The sequence below is a fragment of the Prauserella cavernicola genome (assembly GCF_016595675.1).
GTDB classification, from domain to species: domain Bacteria; phylum Actinomycetota; class Actinomycetes; order Mycobacteriales; family Pseudonocardiaceae; genus Prauserella_A; species Prauserella_A cavernicola.
This window is the reverse complement of record NZ_JAENJH010000001.1, coordinates 972,236-989,845: the sequence shown is the minus strand read 5'-3', so window position 1 is coordinate 989,845 and position 17,610 is coordinate 972,236. Positions and strand designations below refer to the sequence as shown.

The window sequence follows — 17,610 nt, the reverse complement described above, 5'->3', positions numbered from 1 at the left end:
CCCGCTTTGTACCCGCGGGCGCGGCCGTCGGGGTGCCTGGCCGGGCCGGAAAGTGTCTGGTCACCGAGACACGGCCGCTCGCGCCGCTCAGGGCCTCGCCCGGGTGACCGTGAGCGGCACGCTCTGCGCGCCCACCTCGGGCATTCGCGTGGTCTCGACGGGGCCCGCCAGCTCGATGTGCTCGGTCTGCGCAACGAGCGACACATTGACAGGTATCTGTTCTCGTGGTCGCCTGAGCACGTCGCCAGGGGTTGTTCACCTATCGTGGTCGCCATGCCCGAGCACTCGTCGACGCCGTCCCAGAGCCTGCTGCGCACGCTGTTCGGTGACTACTGGATGGCCGACGGCACGCCCGCGCCCGCCGGTGCCGTCGCCGACATGCTCGGCGATCACGGCGTCTCCGTCGTCGCCGCGCGGGCAGCGCTCCGCCGTTCCGCGCAGAGCGGGCTGCTGACCGCAGGCAAGGTGGGCCGGTCCACCCGGTACGGCCTCACCGGCGAGGGCAGGGCGGCGCTGGGCGGCGTGTGGCGCAGGCTCGTCGACTTCGGCGCCGTCGCGCAGGAGTGGGACGGTCGCTGGACCTGCGTGGCGTTCTCGGTGCCGGAGCAGCAGCGCGACCAGCGGCACCGGCTGCGCAGACGGCTGCGGTGGCTGGGCTTCGCCCCGTTGTACGACGGCGTGTGGGTGTGTCCCGGCGCGGTGGACGAGCAGGTGCGCGCGCTGATCGCGGAGCTCGGGATCGCCGCGGCGACGGTACTGGTGGGCGCCGAGTCCGGCAGCGGCACCGACTTCGGCAGGGTGCTCGACGCGTGGGACCTCGACGCCGTGCGCGACGAGTGTGAGCGCTTCGTCGAGCACGCGGCCGCGATCCGCGGCCGGGTCGCGGCCGGGCTCGTGGCGCCCGCGGAGGCGCTCGCGGTGCGGACGCGGCTGATGGTGCGCTGGATCGATCTGGTCAACGATGTCCCGGACCTGCCGTCGGAGCTGTTGCCCGCCGACTGGCCCGCGTGGGAGGCCCGGCGGCTCTGGGCAGGCGCCTACGACGACCTGCGGACGCCCGCGGTGTACCGGGTTCGCCAGATCGTCGGCGAGCACGCGCCGGAGCTGGTCGGCGCGGTGGGGGACCGGACCGTCGCGCCACGACGGCGTCCTGAGCCGACCCGAACCCGACTGTCCTTTGTGGAGTAATCTGTCCGGCTCGGGGCGCTCGTAATTTACTTGAACGGCGCGATCGAGCTCACCGGCCGCGAGGTGCCAGGACCGCACAGCCGACGCCACACCCGAGGAGTTGTTGATGGACCGTTCCGTGCTCACCCGTCCCGCACCGGAGCCCGATCGCACGCTGCGCTACGGCGGCGAGCCCGAGCACGTCGCCGACGCGTGGCTGCCCGCGACGGACACCGGGCGCCCGCTGGTGGTGTTCATCCACGGAGGGTACTGGCGAGCGGAGTACGACCGGGTGCACACCCGCCCGCTCGCGGTGGCGCTGCGCGAGGACGGCTGGCCGGTGGTGTCGATCGAGTACCGGCGCCTGCCGGGCAAGCCGGACGAGATGGTCGCCGACGTGCGCGCCGCGCTGAGCGCCCTGCCCGAGCAGGTGGGCGCGCACGAGGTGGTGCTGGCCGGACACTCCGCCGGCGGGCACCTGGCGCTCTGGGCGTCGGTGGCCTGCCCGCCGACGGGCCTGCTCGGCACCGTGGCGCTCGCGCCGGTCGCGGACCTGATGCTGGCCCACCGGCTCGGGCTCGGCGAGGGCGCGGTGGCCGAGTTCCTCGGAGGCCCGCCCGACGGGCGCGCGGACCTCGACCCGACGCGGATGCCCTCGCCGGAGTGCCCCGTCGTGCTCGTGCACGGTACCGAGGACCGGCTGCCGGTGTCGGTCAGCGAGTCGTACGCACAGGCGCATCCGGCGGCGAAGCTCGTGGTGGTGCCGGGCGCGGCGCACTTCGAGGTGATCGACCCGCGCAGCGCCGCGTGGCCCGTGGTGACAGGGGAGCTGGCCACGCTGCGGTGACGCGTCAGGGCGTGTCAGGGCGTGTCAGGGCGTGTCAGGCAGCGGTGATGCCGAGGCGGCGCGACAGATCCGACACGAAGACGCCCTCCGGGTCGGCCGCGTCGCGCGTGCGGCGCCACTCGCCCAGCCTCGGGTACATGTGCCGGATCATCTCCGGCGCGGTCCGCGAGTCCTTCGCGAAGTACAGCCTGCCCCGCACCGCCAGCACCCGTTCGTCGAGTTCCTGGCAGAGGCGGTCCAGACCGTCCTTCATCGGGAAGTCGAGGCTGAGCATGTAGCCGGGCCGGGGCCACGACAGCGGTGCCCTGCCCGCCTCGCCCATGCGCTTGAACACGTTGAGAAACGACAGGTGCCCGGAATGCGCGATGGTACGGACGACATCGGCCAGTTCCCGCTCGGCGCCGTAGGGCATGGAGAACTGGTACTGCAGGAACCCGGCGCGGCCGTACGCCCGGTTCCACTCGCCGAGCACGTCCAGTGGGTGCAGGAACTGGGAGATGTTGGCGATCTTGCCGCGGGCGTGCTTGGGGAACATGCGGTGCGCGGCCGCGCCCGCGAGGCGCGAGGTGAGCTGGTTGACCATGCCGTTGGGGAAAACGTCGGGCAGAGTCGCCAGCTGTGGTGCGTCGAGCCGCAGCGGATCGCGGCGCAGCCTGGGCGGCAGGTCCTCCAACCCGGCGAGCGAGCCGCGCGAGAACGTGGCCCTGCCGAGGTGGGGGCCGGTGGTGATGGTGTCGGGCACCGCGGCCGAGTACTCGTAGGCCTCGTCGGAGCCGTTGGAGAGCAGCTCCATCGTCTCGTCGAGGTCGCCGGTGCGGTCGTAGTCGACGAGGAAGTACGCGCTCTCGGTGCGCGTGAGCCGGATTCGCGCCCTCACGACGATCCCGGTCAGCCCAAGGCCCCCGACCGTCGCCCAGAACAGCTGCGCGCTCGGGCCGTCGGGCATGAGCGTACGGACTTCGCCGTCGGCGGTGAGCAGGTCCATCGACAGCACGTGGTTGCCGAAGGTCCCGGCGCTGTGGTGGTTCTTGCCGTGGATGTCGTTGGCGATCGCCCCGCCCACGGTGACCTGCCGGGTGCCGGGCAGCACGGGCACCCACAGCCCGTGGGGCAGTGCCGCGCGCATCAGCGTGTCGAGGCTGACTCCCGCGTCGCACTCGACCGTCGCGTCGGCCGGGTCGATGCGGTGGATGCGGTTCAGGCCGGTCATGTCCACGACCAGGCCGCCCGCGTTCTGGGCCGGGTCGCCGTAGGAGCGGCCGAGTCCACGGGCGATCACCCCGCGCGGCCCCGCCCGCCGCACCGCCGCGGCGACGCCGTCGACGTCGGTGGCGCTCAGTACGTCGGCGACCGTGCCCGACGCTCTGCCCCAGCCGCGCAGTTCCCGCCGCTGGGTCACGATCCGCTGGTCCGTCGCGAGTTCGGCAGCCATGCCGCGAGCGTAGCCAAGTCCTGCGGCGGGTTCGTGGTTGGCTGCACGGGTGAGTGCTGAGCTGGAGAGCCTGACGCGGCGCTGGCAGGCCGGGTGGGCGATGGCGATGGGACTGGCCGACGCCGTGGAGTCGCCCGGTGGTCTGCGCGTCGAGATCGGTACGCCCGAGCGGCACGCGGAGGTCATCGCGCTGCGCTCTGATCCCCCGACCCTGCGGCGGCTCGCCGACGAGGTCGTGACCGCGAGGCGGATCAGCTGGCTGACGGTGCCCACCACGCGGCCCGCCGAGGCGCTGGCCGAGCTGCGCGAGCGAGGGCTCGACGTGCTCGACCGGCCCGAGTGGCTGATGACCACCGACCTTCACGACCAGTCAACGGCGGTCGCGGCGCCGGAGGGCTACGCGGTGCGGACCACGCGCGACGGCGCGGTCGCCAGGGCCGAGGTCCGGTACGCCTCCGGCGCGCTGGCCGCCCGCGGCACCATCGCGGTGCGCGGAACCGACGCCGTCGCGCACGGCATCGCCACCGACGCCGCGCACCGGCGGCGCGGGCTCGGCCGGGTCGTGATGGGCGCGCTGACCCGCGAGGCCACGCGCCGGGGCGCCTCGGCGGGGCTGCTGGTGTCGAGTGCCGACGGACGGCACCTCTACCGCTCGCTGGGCTGGACCGAGCGCGCGTCCGTCGTGATCGGACGGACCCCGGCGCGGCGCTGACTCGCGCCCGTCCACTGTGGTCTGTGCAGTCGGCTCAGAGGCGGGACCGGTCGTTCTCACCGGCGTCAACACTCGACGGCGACCTGCGCACGGCTTTGGTCACTCGGATTCCCGCCCAGATCAAGAAGGCGATCACCGCGGCGATCAGGTATTCGATCGCGGGTATCCGGATCACTTCGTCGATCATCGAGAACCCGCGCCACGAGTAGACGGCGATGAGCGCGACGGCGAAACCGCCCGCGAGCCACCAACGCGCGGCTCTGCTGAGTCCGACACCGTGCATCTGGGTGAGCACGAAGATTGCTACGAAACCGAAGAGGAACATCGGCCACATGCCGTTCGGGCCGGAGTTCACCACCGCGACGATCGTGCCGTGCACTGCCACCAGCACCTCCAGCGTGAGTGTCCACCACCGGTTGGTATGCGTCGTGGTGAACATCAGACTGCTCTGCAGTAGCAGGAGGAACATGTAGAAGAAGCCGATGAGGTGGCTGCTCGTGGCCTCCATCGGGTGGTACCAGAACGTATAGATCACGGCCCAGCTGAAGAAGTACCCGTGGTACTTGCGCGCGATCCTGATGACCTCGGTGGAGATCGGCGCCGACCAGGTCAGCACCATTCCGCGACGCTTGTTCTCCATCACCAGCACGACAACCAGCAACAGGACCACCGCGCCCTGCGAGCTGAAGATGGACACGTCCTGCGCGAGCCCGTCGTAGAACAGGTGTGTCTGTACGGTGTGCAGCGCGATGAAGAGCCCGTTCACCGCGAGAGCGATCACGTTCACCGGATGCAGGCCGGTGGTGTAGCGGCGGACCCGGGTCTGGGCGTAGTAGATCAGCCCCCACGAGGCGAGTTGATGCAGCGCATACCCCAGCCAGGCGGTCGCCCTGGTCCACACGGTCGGTTCGGGCAGCTTCCAGTAGTACCAGGACGCCCCCTGGTCAGGCAGCAGCACGATGCCCTGAAGCCGTTGGCCGAGCAGCCAGACCAGCCCGGTGAGCACGGCGCTGCCCAGTACCCCGAAGAGCACGACGTACCGCACCGGGCGGCGCGTATCGTTCAGCATACTGAGTAGTATGCACATGATCAGCATGCTGAGGAACCCCTTGCGCGGCGTGACGTCGGTTGCCAATATGCTCAGCACACTGAACGAATAGGAGGGACCGTCCGGTGCCCCGCTACCGCTTGCTGGTCAACGGTCGACGTCACGACGTCGAGACCGAGGAGGACACCTCGCTGCTCTGGGTGCTCCGTGAGTCGCTGGGCCTCACGGGGCCCAAGTACGGATGCGGGGTCGGAGTCTGCGGTGCCTGTACATCCCATGTGGACGGTGAAGCTCACCGCCCGTGCGTGGTGACCGCCGCCGAGAGCGAGGGACGGCACGTGACGACCATCGAGGGCCTTTCCCCGCGCGGGCAACACGCCGTCCAGCGGGCCTGGCGCGAGCTGGACGTCGCCCAGTGCGGCTACTGCCAGCCCGGTCAGATCATGGCGGCCGCGGCGTTGCTGGCACGCGAGCCCGATCCCGACGACGACGCGATCGCGGCCGCGCTGCGCGACAACGTGTGCCGGTGCGGGACCTACCCGCGCATCCTGGCCGCCGTCCGCCACGCCGCCGGTCTGCTCAGGGAGGCCCGATGATCTCCCGTCGAACGTTCCTGCACGGCGCGGGCGCGGGCGCACTGGTGATCGCGATCCCGGTGCCGGCGCTGGCGGCCACGGGAGAGCTCGCCCCGACGGTGTTGGTGAGGGTGGACCGGCACGGCCGGATCACCGCGACGGCTCCGCGACCGGACATCGGCCAGGGAGTCCGCACGGTCGTCGCACTGCTCGTGGCCGAGGAGCTTGCGGTGGGCGCCGACGACGTGCGGGTGGAGCAGGCTCCCGGGGACACGGACCGGTTCGGCTCCCAAGCGGTCGCCAACTCGACCTCGACCAGGCAGCTGCATGAGCCGCTCCGGCGCGCCGCGGCCGCCGCGCGATGTCTGCTGGTCACGGCAGCGGCACTCCGCTGGCGGGTGCCGGCCGGGGAATGCACGGCCGTCGACGGCGAGGTCTGCCATCCCCGCCGCGGCCGGCTGCCCTATCGGGCGCTCGTGGCGGACGCGGCGGCGATCGACCCTGCCGACGTTCCCGTCACGCTCACTCCACCGCACCAGTGGCGGCTGTTGGGCCGGACCACCTCCGGCAGGGTCGACACGGCCGACATCGTCGCCGGCCGCGCGCGATACGGCCTCGACACCCGCCCGCCCGGCGCACTGGTCGCCGTCGTGGCGCGTCCGCCCTGGCTCGGCGCGAAGCCCGACACGGTGGACGACCGTGCGACCCGCGCACTGCCCGGCGTGCTCGACGTCTTTCCGCTCACCTCGCCCGGTGAGGGCCAAGGAGGCATCGCGGTACTGGCCAGGACCACACACCAGGCTCTGCGCGGACGGGACGCGCTGCGGGTGACCTGGCGGGCCGGCACGCCGGCCGCCGACTCCCGGCAGTGGCTGGCAGACCTCGAAGCGGCGCTGCCCGCACAAGGCCGGCCGAGCGGACCGCAGCGCACATACCGGCTTCCGCTGCTGGCCCACGCTCCGATGGAGCCGATGAACGCGACCGCCGACGTCCGCCCCAACGCGGCGATCGTCTGGGCCCCCACCCAGGATCCCGGCAGCCTGCGCACCGCGCTGGCACAGCAGCTCGCCCTGCCACCGGCCTCGATCCGGGTCGAGGCGACGCTGGCCGGCGGGGCGTTCGGACGGCGGATCGAGCCCGACGCGGTCCTCGAAGCCGTCGCCTGCTCGACACGCGCCGGCGCGCCGGTCTCGGTGCTGTGGACCCGCGACGACGACACCCGCCACGACTCCTACCGGCCGATGTCGGTGCACCGGCTCACCGCCGTCACCGACGACTCCGGGCTCCCGGTCCGGCGTTCCCACGAGGTCGTGACCTGGCCGCTGACCGTGGTCCCGCCGTTCGCCGATCCGGCGGTGATCCGGGCAAGCGGTGATCATTTCCCGTACTCCGTGCCGGGCGATGTCACCATCACGGTCCAGCCCGCCCCACTGCGCACCGGCTTCTGGCGCGCGGTCTACGCGGGCCAGTTCGGATACGCCGAAGAATGCTTCCTCAGCGAACTGGGCACACGGGCCGGTCTCGACCAGGTGCAGCTGCGCCGGCGCCTGCTGCCGGCCGATTCGCGGCTACGACGGGTCCTGGACCACGCGGCCGCCCGTGCGCACTGGTCCCGCCACCCCGCCCCCGGCACCGGACGAGGGGTGGCGTGTCATCTCGACTACGGGTCCGCCATCGCGGTCGTCGCCGTCGCGGACGCGGCGTCGCGCCGCGTCCTCCGGGTACACGTGGCTGTGGACGTCGGTGTCGCGCTTCATCCGTCCGGCGTCCGCGCCCAGGTCGAAGGTTGCGTGCTCGACGCGGTGTCCACCGTCCTGGGCGCGCAGGTCACCGTACGATCCGGGAGCGTCGTCGAGTCCTCGTTCAGCGACTACACGTGGGCGCGGATAGACCAGACACCCGACATCGACGTCACGGTCGTGTCCTCCGGCGCCGACATCGGCGGACTCGGCGAGCTCGCCTATCCACCGGCGGCGGCCGCCATCGCATCGGCGCTGGCAGCGGCGACGGGAACGGACGTGACCGGCATGCCGTTCGGGAGCGACGTGGGCTGATCTGGGATGATGGCCTGGTGGCCGAAGGAGACGAGCTGGCGGTCGCGCGCCGCCCCGACCGGGTAAGCACCGACGTCGACAACTGGCCGACGGGACGTCTGCTGTCCATGGCGGCCCGTCTGGTCGAGAAACGGTTCGACGACGTCCTCGCCGGCCACGGGCTCACCCATGCCGGCCTGATCTCCTTGCTCCACCTTGCCGACGGGCCACGTTCCCAGCGCGAGCTCGCGACACTGTGCCGGGTCACCGACCAGACCATGAGCCGCACCGTGGAGCACCTCGACCGCACCGGCCATATCGTGCGCACCCAGGATCGGCACGATCGCCGCCGCGTCTCGGTCAAGCTCACCGCGGCCGGACGCCGCGTGCTGACCGCCGCCCGGCGCGAGGAACGCGAGTCCGAGCTGCTGTTGGGGGCGGTCGACGACTACGACCACTTCCGTGGCCAGCTGATCGCCTTGATCAACGCGGCCGCCCAGGACCCCTCGCTCTGAGGCGCCCCGCACCGGCGTCGTCGGCGCCGTGCTGATCATCGCGGTCTCGGAGGACTCACGTGCCGCGCAGCGCGGAGGGCGGCAGGCCGAAGGTGCGCGTGAACGCCGCGGTGAACGCGGCGGGCGAGGCGTAGCCGAGGTCCCCGGCGACGCGGGCGATCGCGTGTTCGCGCAGCAGCGGCACGGCCGCGACCAGCCGGGCGCGGACCCGCCAGGCCGCGGGGCTCATGCCGAGTTCGGCGCGGAAGCGCCGGGCGAGGGCCCGTTCGCTCAGCGCGAGGCGGGTGGCCCAGTCCGCGTTGGTGACGCCGGGCTCGGGGTGCGCGAGGTAGTCCCGGCACAGCCTGGCGAGCTCGGGAGCCGAGGGCACGCGGATGTGGAACGGCAGGGGAGCGAGCGCCGCGAGCTCGAACAGCAGCAGATTCGCGACGGCGCCCTCGCGGCCGGAGAGGTCGTAGTCCGGTCCGAAGTCGACGGCCACGAGCAGCAGCTCCCGCAGCAGCGGCGGGACGTCGACGACCGTGCAGCCGCCGGGCCACCACGGCACGGCGGCCGGTTCGACGTAGAGGCTGCGGGTGCTCGCCCCGAGCATCCGGATGCGGTGCCGGGTCTCCGGCGGGATCAGCACGGCGCGGTCGCTCGGGACGGTCCAGGTGCCCTCGTCGGTCTCGGCGATCATGCTGCCCGTGGCGCTGTAGAGGAACTGCGCGCGCCGGTGGGTGTGCCAGTCCAGCACGTGCCCCGGCTCGTAGTCGGTGCCGATCGGCAGCACGTCACGCGGCACCAGGTCGTAGTCCGCGTAGGGCACGTTGCGCATCCGGCCAGGCTAGTGTCCGGGTCTCGAAAGAACGTGGCGAGTCATCGATTGTCGGCCACGGCTCGGTCGGCTGGAATGGACTCTCGTGAGCGAGCTTCTCCTGTTGTTCGGCGTCGGCCTCGTGACCGGGACGACGACCGTGCTGTTCGGCTTCGGCGGCGGGTTCGTGACGGTGCCCGTGATCGTCGCGGTGGACGCCGGGCTCGGCGACGACGCGGCGCACGTCGCCGTGGCCACGTCGAGCGTCGTCATGGTCGTCAACGCACTGGTCGCCACCGCCGCGACCGACCGCGGTGTGCTCGGGCTGCTCCGAGGCCGCTCACTGCTCGTCGGGCTGCTCGCGCTGGGCGGCGCGGCCGGGGCCGTCGCCGCGCTTGTCGCGCCCTCGGCAGTCATCACCTGGGGTTTCGTCGCCTACGTGACCGGCACGATCGTCGACCTGCTCGCCCGGCCGGGCTTCCTGCGTCCCGCGGGAGGCGGCGAGCCGGAGCCGCGGAGGGCGACGCTCGCGACCGGAGCGGGGCTGCCGATCGGCGTGGTGTCGTCGTTCCTCGGCGTCGGCGGCAGCGTGCTCACGGTGCCGCTGCTGCGCCGAGCCGGTCATCCCATGCGCGTGGCGACGACGCTGGCCAACCCGCTGACGCTGGCCATCGCCGCGCCCGCGCTGGTGGTGTTCCTCGCCCAGCGCTCGGCGATCACCGCAGACGGCGGGATCCTGCTCGTCGGCGCCGTAGACCTCGGCGCGGCCGCGGCCCTGCTCGTCGGTGCGCTGCCGGTGATCGTGGTGCTGCGGCGCCGTCCGCCGCGAATCCCCGACGGGATCTACGCCTGGACCTACGTGGGCCTGCTGGCGCTCGTCGCGGTGTCCATGGTCGTGACCACGGTCTGAGGCAGCCCCGCGAGCAGCACGTCGAGTCCCCGGTCGAACAGCTCCTCGTCGCTCCAGCGCCCGTCGTCGAGATGGCCGGAGGCCGCCAGGGTGGGGTAGCGCTCGCGGTGGGCCTCGACGTGCCGGCGGGCGTCGGCGCGGGTCACCGGGTCACCGCTGCGCCGCCACGTGGCCTCGGTGAGCGCCGCGCCGATCACGAAGTTCGCCAGCACCCGCGTGGCGACGGCCAGTTCGAGCCCGGCGAACCCGCCCCGCGTCAGCGCCGACTGCAGGAACTCCGTGCGCGCCAGCACGTTCGGGCCGAGCGCGGGACGGCCGATCAGCTCGGTCGACCACGGGTGCCGCGCCATCGCCGAGTGCCACCGCCGGATCAGCGTCCGCACGTCGTGGCGCCAGTCCTCGCCCGGCTCGGGCAGTACGACCTCGCCGAAGACGTGGTCCTCTGCGAGGTCGAGCACGTCGTCCTTGGTCTTCACGTGCCAGTACAGCGCCGTGGGAGTGACCTCGAGCGACTCGGCCAGCCTGCGCATGGTCAGCTTCGCCGTGCCGTGTTCGTCGAGCAGCGCGACGGCCTCGGTGACGATGCGCTCCCGGCTCAGCGGCGTGGCCCTGCGCTTGCGCGCGGGTTCGTCGCGCAACCACACGGACCCGGCCTCGCGCAATTCGTTCGCGTCCACACCCGCCACCTTATAACGTAGTGCATGTAACTTAACAACGTTAAAGGAGGCGCGATGCCACTGTTGCGAGTGCAGGTCGACAGCGACAAGCAGACCGCGCGCCGGATCCTGGAGCTGTACAAGTCGGGTCGTGGGCACCATGAGTCGCGGCTCGCGGCGCTCGACGAGGTCCGCAGGCGCGGGCGGCTGCCCGCGGGAGAGCCGATCTTCGTCGGCATCACCAACGGCGAACCCGCGCGCCTGATCTACGACGTCGAGGTGGACCTCGACACCGACGCTGGCTGAGGCCGGGTCATCGCGCCTGCGGTTCGCAGCCGCTGGACGTCGAGGGCAACCGCATCCCGCTGACCGGACCGCGGCGGGGGCTCGCCTCGGCGATGATTCGCACGTGGACCGGCTTCGACAGGCGGGGAACACCCGAGCAGCGGGGCTGCTCGATCCGCGACCGAGACATTCGTCCACAGCGGAAACCCGGCGGAGCGGCACCGGTGCGGCTTCTGGAGTTCCGAGCTGGACCGCTGAGTCACCGGCCCCGCCGGTCGACCGACCAGGCGGGGCCGGTGAAGCGATCCGCGAGTTCCACGAGGTCACCGGCGACGAGGTCCCAGTCGCCAGCGGGCTCCAGGTCGGTGGTCTGGCCGGGACCGAACTCCGAGGGCCGGGCGACGAACGCGGTCCGCAGGCCGGCCGAGGCGGCCGCGTGCAGGTCGCTGTTGTGCGCGGCGGCGAGCATGACCTCGCCCGGCTCGAGTCCCAGCAGGGAGACCGCGCGCAGGTAGGACTCCGGCTGCGGTTTGTAGGCGCGGGTGACGTCGGAGCCGAGCACGACGTCCCACGGCAGCCCCGCGTTCTTGGCCATGCGTGCCAGCAACGCGAGGTTGCCGTTGGACAGCGGCCCGATCAGCGCGCGCTCGCGCAGCCTCCGCAAACCCGTGACGCTGTCCGGCCACGGCGGGAGCCGGTGCCACGCCTCGACGAGCCAGGTGAGCTCACCCGGCTCGATCGTCCCGGCGTCGATGCCGTGTTCGCCGAGCACCTCGAGCAGGTTCTCCCTGTGCAGCACGTCGAGGGACACGAACTCGCGCGCTCCGGTGCGCACCGGCTCCATGCTGGGCTGGTAGCGGGCTCGCCAGCGCAGGGCGAAGTCCTGGCCGTCGAGGTCGAGACCGTGGCGCTCGGCGAAGGAGTCGACGGCGGCCGCCACCCCGGCCCGCCAGTCGACGACGGTGCCGAAGGTGTCGAAGAGAACGGCCTCGACCCGTGGTCCTGGCTGCGCGGTGGTCATCGGCTCCTCCGTGCTCGGCGGTGAGGTGCGGTGTCCACTGTGTCAGCAACGCAGGCGCGCGCGAACCTCGTGGGCGAACTCGACCAGCGGCGTGAGCGGATCGAGGATGTCCGCGTCGAGCGCGGTCGCCGGGGGATCGGTGACGCCCTCCAGGTCCACGGCGGCACCGCGCATCCACTCGCGCAGGAACACGGCGCCGTCGGGCACGATGACGTGCTCGGACGTCGTCCTGGTGAGCCGCAGCCCGGGTTCGCACCCATCGAGCAGGCATGCCGTGTCGCGCAGGAGCGCGGATGGTGCGACTCCGTGTTCGTCGCCGCGCACGGGCCAGCCGTCGGCGCCGATCCTGGTGACGCGCCCGTCGCCGCGCAGCAGCCAACTCACCGGAGGACCTGCCCGTGGTGACGGGCGGGAGGGTAGCTCTCTGTCATCTTCTTGATGCTAGGAGCGAGCACGTGGACGAACTCGCACAGCATTCGCACCGGTACAGTCAGTGCGGACGCACCCCCGTGGCAGGGAGTCCAGATGACCGAGCAGTCCATCGGCCAGCGCGTCGCGGCGGCGAGGAAGCTCGCGAACCTGACGCAGCAGCAACTCGCCGAGCGCGCCCATGTCTCGATGAGTCTGGTCAGCCAGGTGGAACGAGGGAGCAAACCCGCGTCCTCGGGATTCGTCGGCGCCGTTGCTCACGCTCTCGGCGTGGGTGCCGATCATCTCAACGGCACCGAGCACGTCGCGGTGGTCGGGCAACCCAGCGACGAGTCCGCGAGCCTGGCAGAGTTGCGCAGGGCGCTCGACTCCCACGACGATCCACGGCCAGACGGACAGCCGCTCACCCTCGCGGTCGCGACCGAACGAGCGGCGGATCTCTCCCGCCGCCTCCGTGGGCTCCGCTACACGGAGACGGCGAGGGAAATCCCGGCGCTGCTGCACCATCTCTACGTCCTCGCCGATCGCGACGGTGTCGCTGGGGAACAAGGACGGGCCCTGCTGCACGATGGATATCGCATGGCGGCCAGCGTCGCGGGTCAGTTCCGGCAGGCCGACGTCGCCGCGCTCGCGTCGGAGCGGCACATTCAGCTCGCGCCGTCGACGGGCGAGCCCCGGCGGATCGCGATCTCGGCGTTTCACCGGTCCACCCGTTACCTTCGGCACGGCGACTACCGGTCCGGGCTACGGATGTTGGGGAGGGCACGCGCACACCTCGGCACCGATCGAGTCGACCTGGCCGTGGCCGTGCAACTCGACCTCCGCTCGGCCGTGCTCGCCGCGCGCGCGGGCGACGGCCGCGAGGCCGACGAGTATCTCAGCGAGGCGAAGGCCCTGATCGAGCAGTTCTCCCCGCCGGAGCGACCGGTCCACGGCATCGACGCGTCCGCGACGAACGTGCTGGTGCACTGGTGTGCGCTGCCGGTCGAGCAGTACGACGGAACCGAGTCGGTCCGCCGTTCGACGCTGGTCCGGGTGGAGGACCGCGCCCGGCCCGAACGCGTCGCCCACCACCACATCGACATGGCACGCGCGTACCTGCTCCACGGCGATCGAGGCGAAGCGCTGGTACAGCTCAACACCGCGCGCGCGATCGCGCCGCACAACACCCGCTTCCACCCTCAGGTGCACGAGACCGTGCGCGGGATCGCCGAGCAGGGACGTCGCCGCGACGACACGCTCGCCGGGTTCGCGCGCTGGGCGGGGATCCAGGTCTGACGCCGGGTGCTAGTCCACATCGGACTCTCGATCCGGGTTAGTCCTCCAGCAGGTGCCGCAGCTGGTCGTACTCGGCGCGCAGACTCTCCAGCGTCGCCGGGGTGAACCTGCGCAGCTGCAGGTCCAGCACCGCGCGGGCCTGGACTTCGGACACGCCCAGCACCCGCTGGACCGCGTCGCGCGCGCCCTGCTCGTCCTCGGTCTGCCACAGCGCGGCCAGCAGGGCGTCGCGGCGCTCGATGGCGATCAGCAGTGCGGCGAGCACCACGGCACGACTGCGGGCGGCATCGTCATTGTCGGGCATCCGCGCACCCTACGGGCGCAGGAACCGGCCCGTCGTCTCCGCCGCCGTGGCCCTGAGGCGTTCGGTCAACGCCAGCACATCCGTGCTCGCCGGGGCCTCGTCCAGTGCCCGGCGCAGTTCGCCGACGTGCGCGCGGCGCAGTTCGGTGTTGACGTTGAACTTCACCGCCCCGAGCTCGTGCGCGCGCCGCAGCTGATCGGCGGGCAGGCCGGACGTGCCGTGCAGCGACACCGCCACCGGCAGCCGGTCCGCGATGTCGGCCAGCCGCTGCCAGTCCAGTCGCGGCTCGTGCCGGTAGGAGCCGTGCACGTTGCCGATCGCCACGGCCAGGCAGTCGACTCCCGTGCGCCGCACGAAGTCCTCGGCCGCCGCCGGGTCGGTGAAGGCGCCTGCCGCGGCGGCGACGTCGATGTCCTCGTCGCCCTCGATGCGGCCGAGTTCGGCCTCCACCGCCGCGCCGTACGGCGTCGCGAGCGCGACCGCCTCGCGCGTGAACTCCAGGTTGGCGGCGTCGTCGAGCCGCGAGCCGTCGGCCATCACCCCGCCCGCGCCGAGGTCGAGCGCCTGCCGGATGCGCTCCAGGTCGGGGCAGTGGTCCAGCTGCACCCACGCGGGAACGGCCGCTCGTTGCGCCATCGCCACCAGCGCCGTGAGCAGGCGCGGGCCCGCCGGTGCGCGCAACGCCGCGTCGGAGACGAGCAGCACCACCGGAGCGCCCGCCGACTCGGCGGCGTCGAGCACCCCGGCCGCGGTGTCGAGGGTGTAGCACGTGAAGGCGCCGAGCGGACGTCGCTCACGCCGGGCCTCGGCGAGCTGGTTCCTCACGCCGTGCCCCGCACCATGTCCACGATGTCGCGCAGCACGTCGTCACTGCCGACGTTGCCCGGCACCACCACCTGGTACCCGGCTCCGGTTCCGGTGCGGCTCAGCCGCCACAGCGGTACACCCGTGACCACCTGACCGAGCACGTGCGCCACGTCGGCGTCGAGCGCCCGCGTGGCGATGTCGGCTCCGGTGATGCCGCCCTTGGTCACCACCACGTCCGCCGCCGGGGCCGTGGCACGCACGACCCGCACCAGCGCGCTCATGATCGCCGCGCCGTGTTCCAGCCCGCCGTGGCCCGCGCTGCGCTTGCGCGGGCTCGCCACCACGGCCAGGCCCGTCTCGGCCAGCTCGGCGCGCAGTGCCGCGGCCAGCGCGTCGAGTTCGGCCGCCGCGTCGTCGCTCTCATCGAGCAGCCGCTCGGCGTCGGGCAGCGACCGGACCGGAGCGCCGAGGCGTTCCAGCTGCCGCGTCGCGCCGTCGGTGTGCGAGCCGCACGCCACGAGCACAGCCTGCGCCCGGGGCGGAACCACCTGCTTGGCCGAGGTACCCGCGAGCGTGGCGGCCAGCGTCGCCGCCGAGCGGACGACCACGCGACGTCCCGACTCCCTGGCCGCGGTGATGCCCTCGGCGATCAGCGCGATGTCGTCGTCGGTCTCGACGTCGGGCAGCAGCACCGAACCCGGCCGGGCAGCGCGCAGTGCCGCCGTCACGGCCTCCGCTCCGCGCTCGCGCAGTTCGGCGAGCGGCAGCGGCGTCCGGTCGCCGGTCAGGCCCGCCTCGCGGGCCCAGTCGGTGAGCCTGCTGTGGCTGTAGCCGAACACCGGGTCCTTGGCGTACTCCGTCTCGGCCGCGGGTAGCTCGCCCTCGGCTGTCCGGACGAAGTGGACACCGTCCCTGGTCGTGCGCCCGCCCGCGGGGAACGCGGGCACGATCACGCCCACCGCGTCGGCCAGCCCGAGCAGGTTCATCTCCAGTGCGATGTGGCCGCGCAGCGTGGAATCACCGCGCAGCACCACGAGTGCGTCGGGGCCCACCGTGTCGTGAATGGACCGGGAGAGCCCGCCGAGGAGCTCGGTGACCTCGGCGGGCGTCATCGCACGCGTGTTGGTCAGCACGTACACGCCGCGGTCGTCGCTCGCCGCGAACCGGCGCAGCCCCGCGTCGATGTCGGCCAGCACCATGTCGATGTCGTGCGTCGTCTGGGTTCCCGTCGGGTCGTCGTCGAGGACGACCACCTTGCCGGGCCTGGATTCGCCGCTCATGCCGCCCTCTCCACGAGTTCGATCGCGCACCCCTCCGGCTGCCGGTCGAGAAACGCGCACGGGTAACCGAAACCACCGGTGAAGGCCCGCTCGGTGGACTCGGCGAGTTCGCCGAGCGCACCGGCGAGATCGGGCACCACGAAGCACACGTGGTGCAGGCCCTCGCCCCGCGAGTCGAGATGGTCGCGCACCGGGCCCGGCCGCAGCGGCTCGACGATCTGCATCGCCGCGGCCTGCCCGCCGGGGGAGTGCTCGCCCGGGTAGAGCCACACGAGCCGCACGCCCGCGTCCTCCACCACCTCGTCGTGCCCGCGGCGCAGCCCGAGAGTGCGCTCGAACCAGCCGGCGGTGGCCGACGCGTCCCGCGTGGCCATCGCGACATGGTCGATCAGCGAGACCGTGGTGCCCTGGGCCATCACGCCTGCCCGTCGAGGGCGGCGACGATCGCGTCGCCCATCGCGGTGCAGCTCGCCGAGCCGCCGAGGTCGGCGGTCACGGTGGTGCCCTCGGCGAGCACCTTCAGCGTGGCGGCGTCGATCTTCGCGGCGGCCTCGAGGGCGGCCTTGTCGTCGTGGCGCTCGCCCAGCCAGTCGAGCAGCATCGCGGTGGAGAGCACCATCGCGGTCGGGTTGGCGAGGTCGCGGCCCGCGATGTCGGGCGCGGAACCGTGCGCGGGCTGGAACATGCCGTGGTCGTAGCCGACGTCGGCGGAGGCGGCGAGCCCGAGTCCACCGACGGTCGCGGCGGCGAGGTCGGAGATGATGTCGCCGAACATGTTCTCGGCCACCACCACGTCGTAGTGGTCCGGCCGCTGCACCTGGAACGCGGTCATCGCGTCGACGTAGACGTGGTCGCGCTCGATGTCGGTGTGCTCGTCGGCCACCTGGTCGAACACGGAGCGGAAGAAGGCGTACGAGCTCAGCACGTTGGCCTTGTCCACACAGGTCACCATCTTGCGGCCGTCGAGCGGGCGGCCGCCGCGCTTCGTCGCGAGCCCGAAGGCGATCTCGGAGACCTTCCTGGTGCCGTTGGCGGTGATCACGATCGTGTCGGTGGCCACCTCGCCGCGCACGTTGGTGCCGCCGGTCCGCGACGCGTAGAGACCCTCGACGTTCTCGCGCACCACGACGTAGTCGATCGGCTTGCCGCCCGCGAGGGTGTCGGCGACGCCGGGCAGGCTGCGCACGGGGCGGATGCCGGCGAAGAGGTCGAGCGCGAACCGGAGCCGGAAGATCACGTCGCCGTTGACCTCGCGGCCGTCGGGGTGCCGCGCGTCGGGCAGGCCGATGGCGCCCATCAGAATGGCGTCGGCGGACTCGCACGCGTCGAAGGTCTCGTCGGGCATCGCGACGCCGGTGCTGCGCCACCGCTCGGCGCCCGCGTCGTGGGAGTCGACGGTGACGTCCAGTCCGGGGACCAGTTCCACCACCCGGTCGAGCACCTTCAGCGCGACGTCGGTGATCTCCGGGCCGATCCCGTCTCCGGGTAGTGCCACGACGGTGTAGTTACCCACTT

Annotated in this window: 20 protein-coding genes; 9 read left to right on the top strand and 11 right to left on the bottom strand. The window is 72.3% G+C overall.

Going from position 1 to position 17,610, the window contains the following annotated elements:
* The first annotated feature begins 273 nt into the window (after positions 1–273).
* The gene (locus JHE00_RS04735; protein ID WP_200315079.1) at positions 274–1,188 is read left to right on the top strand and encodes a PaaX family transcriptional regulator; all 915 of its coding nucleotides are present in this window, start codon (positions 274–276) and stop codon (positions 1,186–1,188) included.
* A 106-nt stretch (positions 1,189–1,294) separates the two neighbouring features.
* Positions 1,295–2,014, top strand: coding sequence for an alpha/beta hydrolase family protein (locus JHE00_RS04730; RefSeq protein ID WP_230422800.1), 720 nt, complete (start codon positions 1,295–1,297; stop codon positions 2,012–2,014).
* A 34-nt stretch (positions 2,015–2,048) separates the two neighbouring features.
* Here JHE00_RS04730 and dprE1 read toward each other — a convergent pair whose 3' ends face one another.
* Entirely contained in the window at positions 2,049–3,446 is a 1,398-nt protein-coding gene (gene dprE1 / locus JHE00_RS04725) for a decaprenylphosphoryl-beta-D-ribose oxidase (RefSeq protein ID WP_200315075.1), read from the bottom strand.
* Between the two features lie 49 nt (positions 3,447–3,495).
* Between dprE1 and JHE00_RS04720 the strand changes: the two genes are divergently transcribed.
* Positions 3,496–4,158: a GNAT family N-acetyltransferase gene (locus JHE00_RS04720; RefSeq protein ID WP_307831819.1), complete on the top strand. Its 663-nt coding sequence runs from the start codon at positions 3,496–3,498 to the stop codon at positions 4,156–4,158.
* A 34-nt stretch (positions 4,159–4,192) separates the two neighbouring features.
* Here JHE00_RS04720 and JHE00_RS04715 read toward each other — a convergent pair whose 3' ends face one another.
* Positions 4,193–5,305 (bottom strand): hypothetical protein, encoded by a 1,113-nt coding sequence (locus tag JHE00_RS04715; protein ID WP_200315073.1) that lies wholly within the window; start codon positions 5,303–5,305, stop codon positions 4,193–4,195.
* Positions 5,306–5,331: 26 nt separating this feature from the next.
* On the opposite strand from JHE00_RS04715, the gene JHE00_RS04710 reads away from it, so the two are divergent.
* From JHE00_RS04710 to JHE00_RS04700, 3 genes are read left to right on the top strand one after another with little or no spacing between them, the layout of a single operon-like run.
* Positions 5,332–5,802, top strand: a complete 471-nt coding sequence (locus JHE00_RS04710) for a (2Fe-2S)-binding protein (protein WP_200315071.1) — start codon at positions 5,332–5,334, stop codon at positions 5,800–5,802.
* Complete coding sequence (locus tag JHE00_RS04705; protein ID WP_200315069.1) at positions 5,799–7,835, top strand: molybdopterin cofactor-binding domain-containing protein; 2,037 nt, start codon at positions 5,799–5,801, stop codon at positions 7,833–7,835. The genes JHE00_RS04710 and JHE00_RS04705 overlap by 4 nt, the downstream gene beginning before the upstream one ends.
* Positions 7,836–7,852: 17 nt before the next feature.
* The gene (locus JHE00_RS04700; protein WP_307831818.1) at positions 7,853–8,329 is read left to right on the top strand and encodes a MarR family winged helix-turn-helix transcriptional regulator; all 477 of its coding nucleotides are present in this window, start codon (positions 7,853–7,855) and stop codon (positions 8,327–8,329) included.
* 55 nt (positions 8,330–8,384) lie between these two features.
* On the opposite strand, the gene JHE00_RS04695 is transcribed toward JHE00_RS04700, so the two are convergent.
* Complete coding sequence (locus tag JHE00_RS04695) at positions 8,385–9,146, bottom strand: AraC family transcriptional regulator (RefSeq protein WP_200315067.1); 762 nt, start codon at positions 9,144–9,146, stop codon at positions 8,385–8,387.
* Positions 9,147–9,231: 85 nt separating this feature from the next.
* Here JHE00_RS04695 and JHE00_RS04690 point away from each other — a divergent pair, with 85 nt between their 5' ends.
* Positions 9,232–10,035 (top strand): sulfite exporter TauE/SafE family protein, encoded by an 804-nt coding sequence (locus JHE00_RS04690; protein ID WP_307831817.1) that lies wholly within the window; start codon positions 9,232–9,234, stop codon positions 10,033–10,035.
* Here the strand turns inward: JHE00_RS04690 and JHE00_RS04685 are convergent.
* On the bottom strand, positions 9,981–10,712 hold the full coding sequence (locus JHE00_RS04685) for a TetR/AcrR family transcriptional regulator (RefSeq protein ID WP_307831816.1): 732 nt from the start codon (positions 10,710–10,712) through the stop codon (positions 9,981–9,983). The two genes, JHE00_RS04690 and JHE00_RS04685, sit on opposite strands and share 55 nt — an antisense overlap.
* Before the next feature lie 54 nt (positions 10,713–10,766).
* On the opposite strand from JHE00_RS04685, the gene JHE00_RS04680 reads away from it, so the two are divergent.
* Complete coding sequence (locus JHE00_RS04680; protein WP_200315876.1) at positions 10,767–10,997, top strand: hypothetical protein; 231 nt, start codon at positions 10,767–10,769, stop codon at positions 10,995–10,997.
* Between the two features lie 238 nt (positions 10,998–11,235).
* Here the strand turns inward: JHE00_RS04680 and JHE00_RS04675 are convergent, their stop codons facing one another.
* Together JHE00_RS04675 and JHE00_RS04670 are read right to left on the bottom strand one after the other, a co-directional pair.
* Positions 11,236–11,997, bottom strand: coding sequence for a haloacid dehalogenase type II (locus JHE00_RS04675; RefSeq protein ID WP_200315063.1), 762 nt, complete (start codon positions 11,995–11,997; stop codon positions 11,236–11,238).
* 42 nt (positions 11,998–12,039) lie between these two features.
* Positions 12,040–12,381, bottom strand: coding sequence for a hypothetical protein (locus tag JHE00_RS04670; RefSeq protein ID WP_200315061.1), 342 nt, complete (start codon positions 12,379–12,381; stop codon positions 12,040–12,042).
* 141 nt (positions 12,382–12,522) lie between these two features.
* Between JHE00_RS04670 and JHE00_RS04665 the strand changes: the two genes are divergently transcribed.
* Positions 12,523–13,704: a helix-turn-helix domain-containing protein gene (locus JHE00_RS04665; RefSeq protein ID WP_200315059.1), complete on the top strand. Its 1,182-nt coding sequence runs from the start codon at positions 12,523–12,525 to the stop codon at positions 13,702–13,704.
* A 37-nt stretch (positions 13,705–13,741) separates the two neighbouring features.
* Here JHE00_RS04665 and JHE00_RS04660 read toward each other — a convergent pair whose 3' ends face one another.
* Genes JHE00_RS04660 through JHE00_RS04640 form a run of 5 tightly spaced genes read right to left on the bottom strand, consistent with a single transcriptional unit; the run spans position 13,742 to position 17,590 of the window.
* Positions 13,742–14,008 carry a hypothetical protein gene (locus JHE00_RS04660; protein ID WP_200315057.1) on the bottom strand — a complete coding sequence of 89 codons (267 nt, stop codon included), beginning with the start codon at positions 14,006–14,008 and terminating at the stop codon, positions 13,742–13,744.
* A 9-nt stretch (positions 14,009–14,017) separates the two neighbouring features.
* A complete protein-coding gene (locus JHE00_RS04655) occupies positions 14,018–14,833 on the bottom strand; it encodes a class II fructose-bisphosphate aldolase (protein ID WP_200315055.1) in 816 nt (271 codons plus the stop codon).
* A complete protein-coding gene (locus JHE00_RS04650; RefSeq protein WP_200315053.1) occupies positions 14,830–16,095 on the bottom strand; it encodes a four-carbon acid sugar kinase family protein in 1,266 nt (421 codons plus the stop codon). Before JHE00_RS04650 ends, JHE00_RS04655 begins: the two co-directional genes overlap by 4 nt.
* On the bottom strand, positions 16,092–16,511 hold the full coding sequence (locus JHE00_RS04645) for a VOC family protein (RefSeq protein ID WP_200315050.1): 420 nt from the start codon (positions 16,509–16,511) through the stop codon (positions 16,092–16,094). The genes JHE00_RS04650 and JHE00_RS04645 overlap by 4 nt, the downstream gene beginning before the upstream one ends.
* Positions 16,511–17,590 carry an isocitrate/isopropylmalate dehydrogenase family protein gene (locus JHE00_RS04640; RefSeq protein ID WP_307831815.1) on the bottom strand — a complete coding sequence of 360 codons (1,080 nt, stop codon included), beginning with the start codon at positions 17,588–17,590 and terminating at the stop codon, positions 16,511–16,513. The genes JHE00_RS04645 and JHE00_RS04640 overlap by 1 nt, the downstream gene beginning before the upstream one ends.
* Positions 17,591–17,610 lie beyond the last annotated feature (20 nt).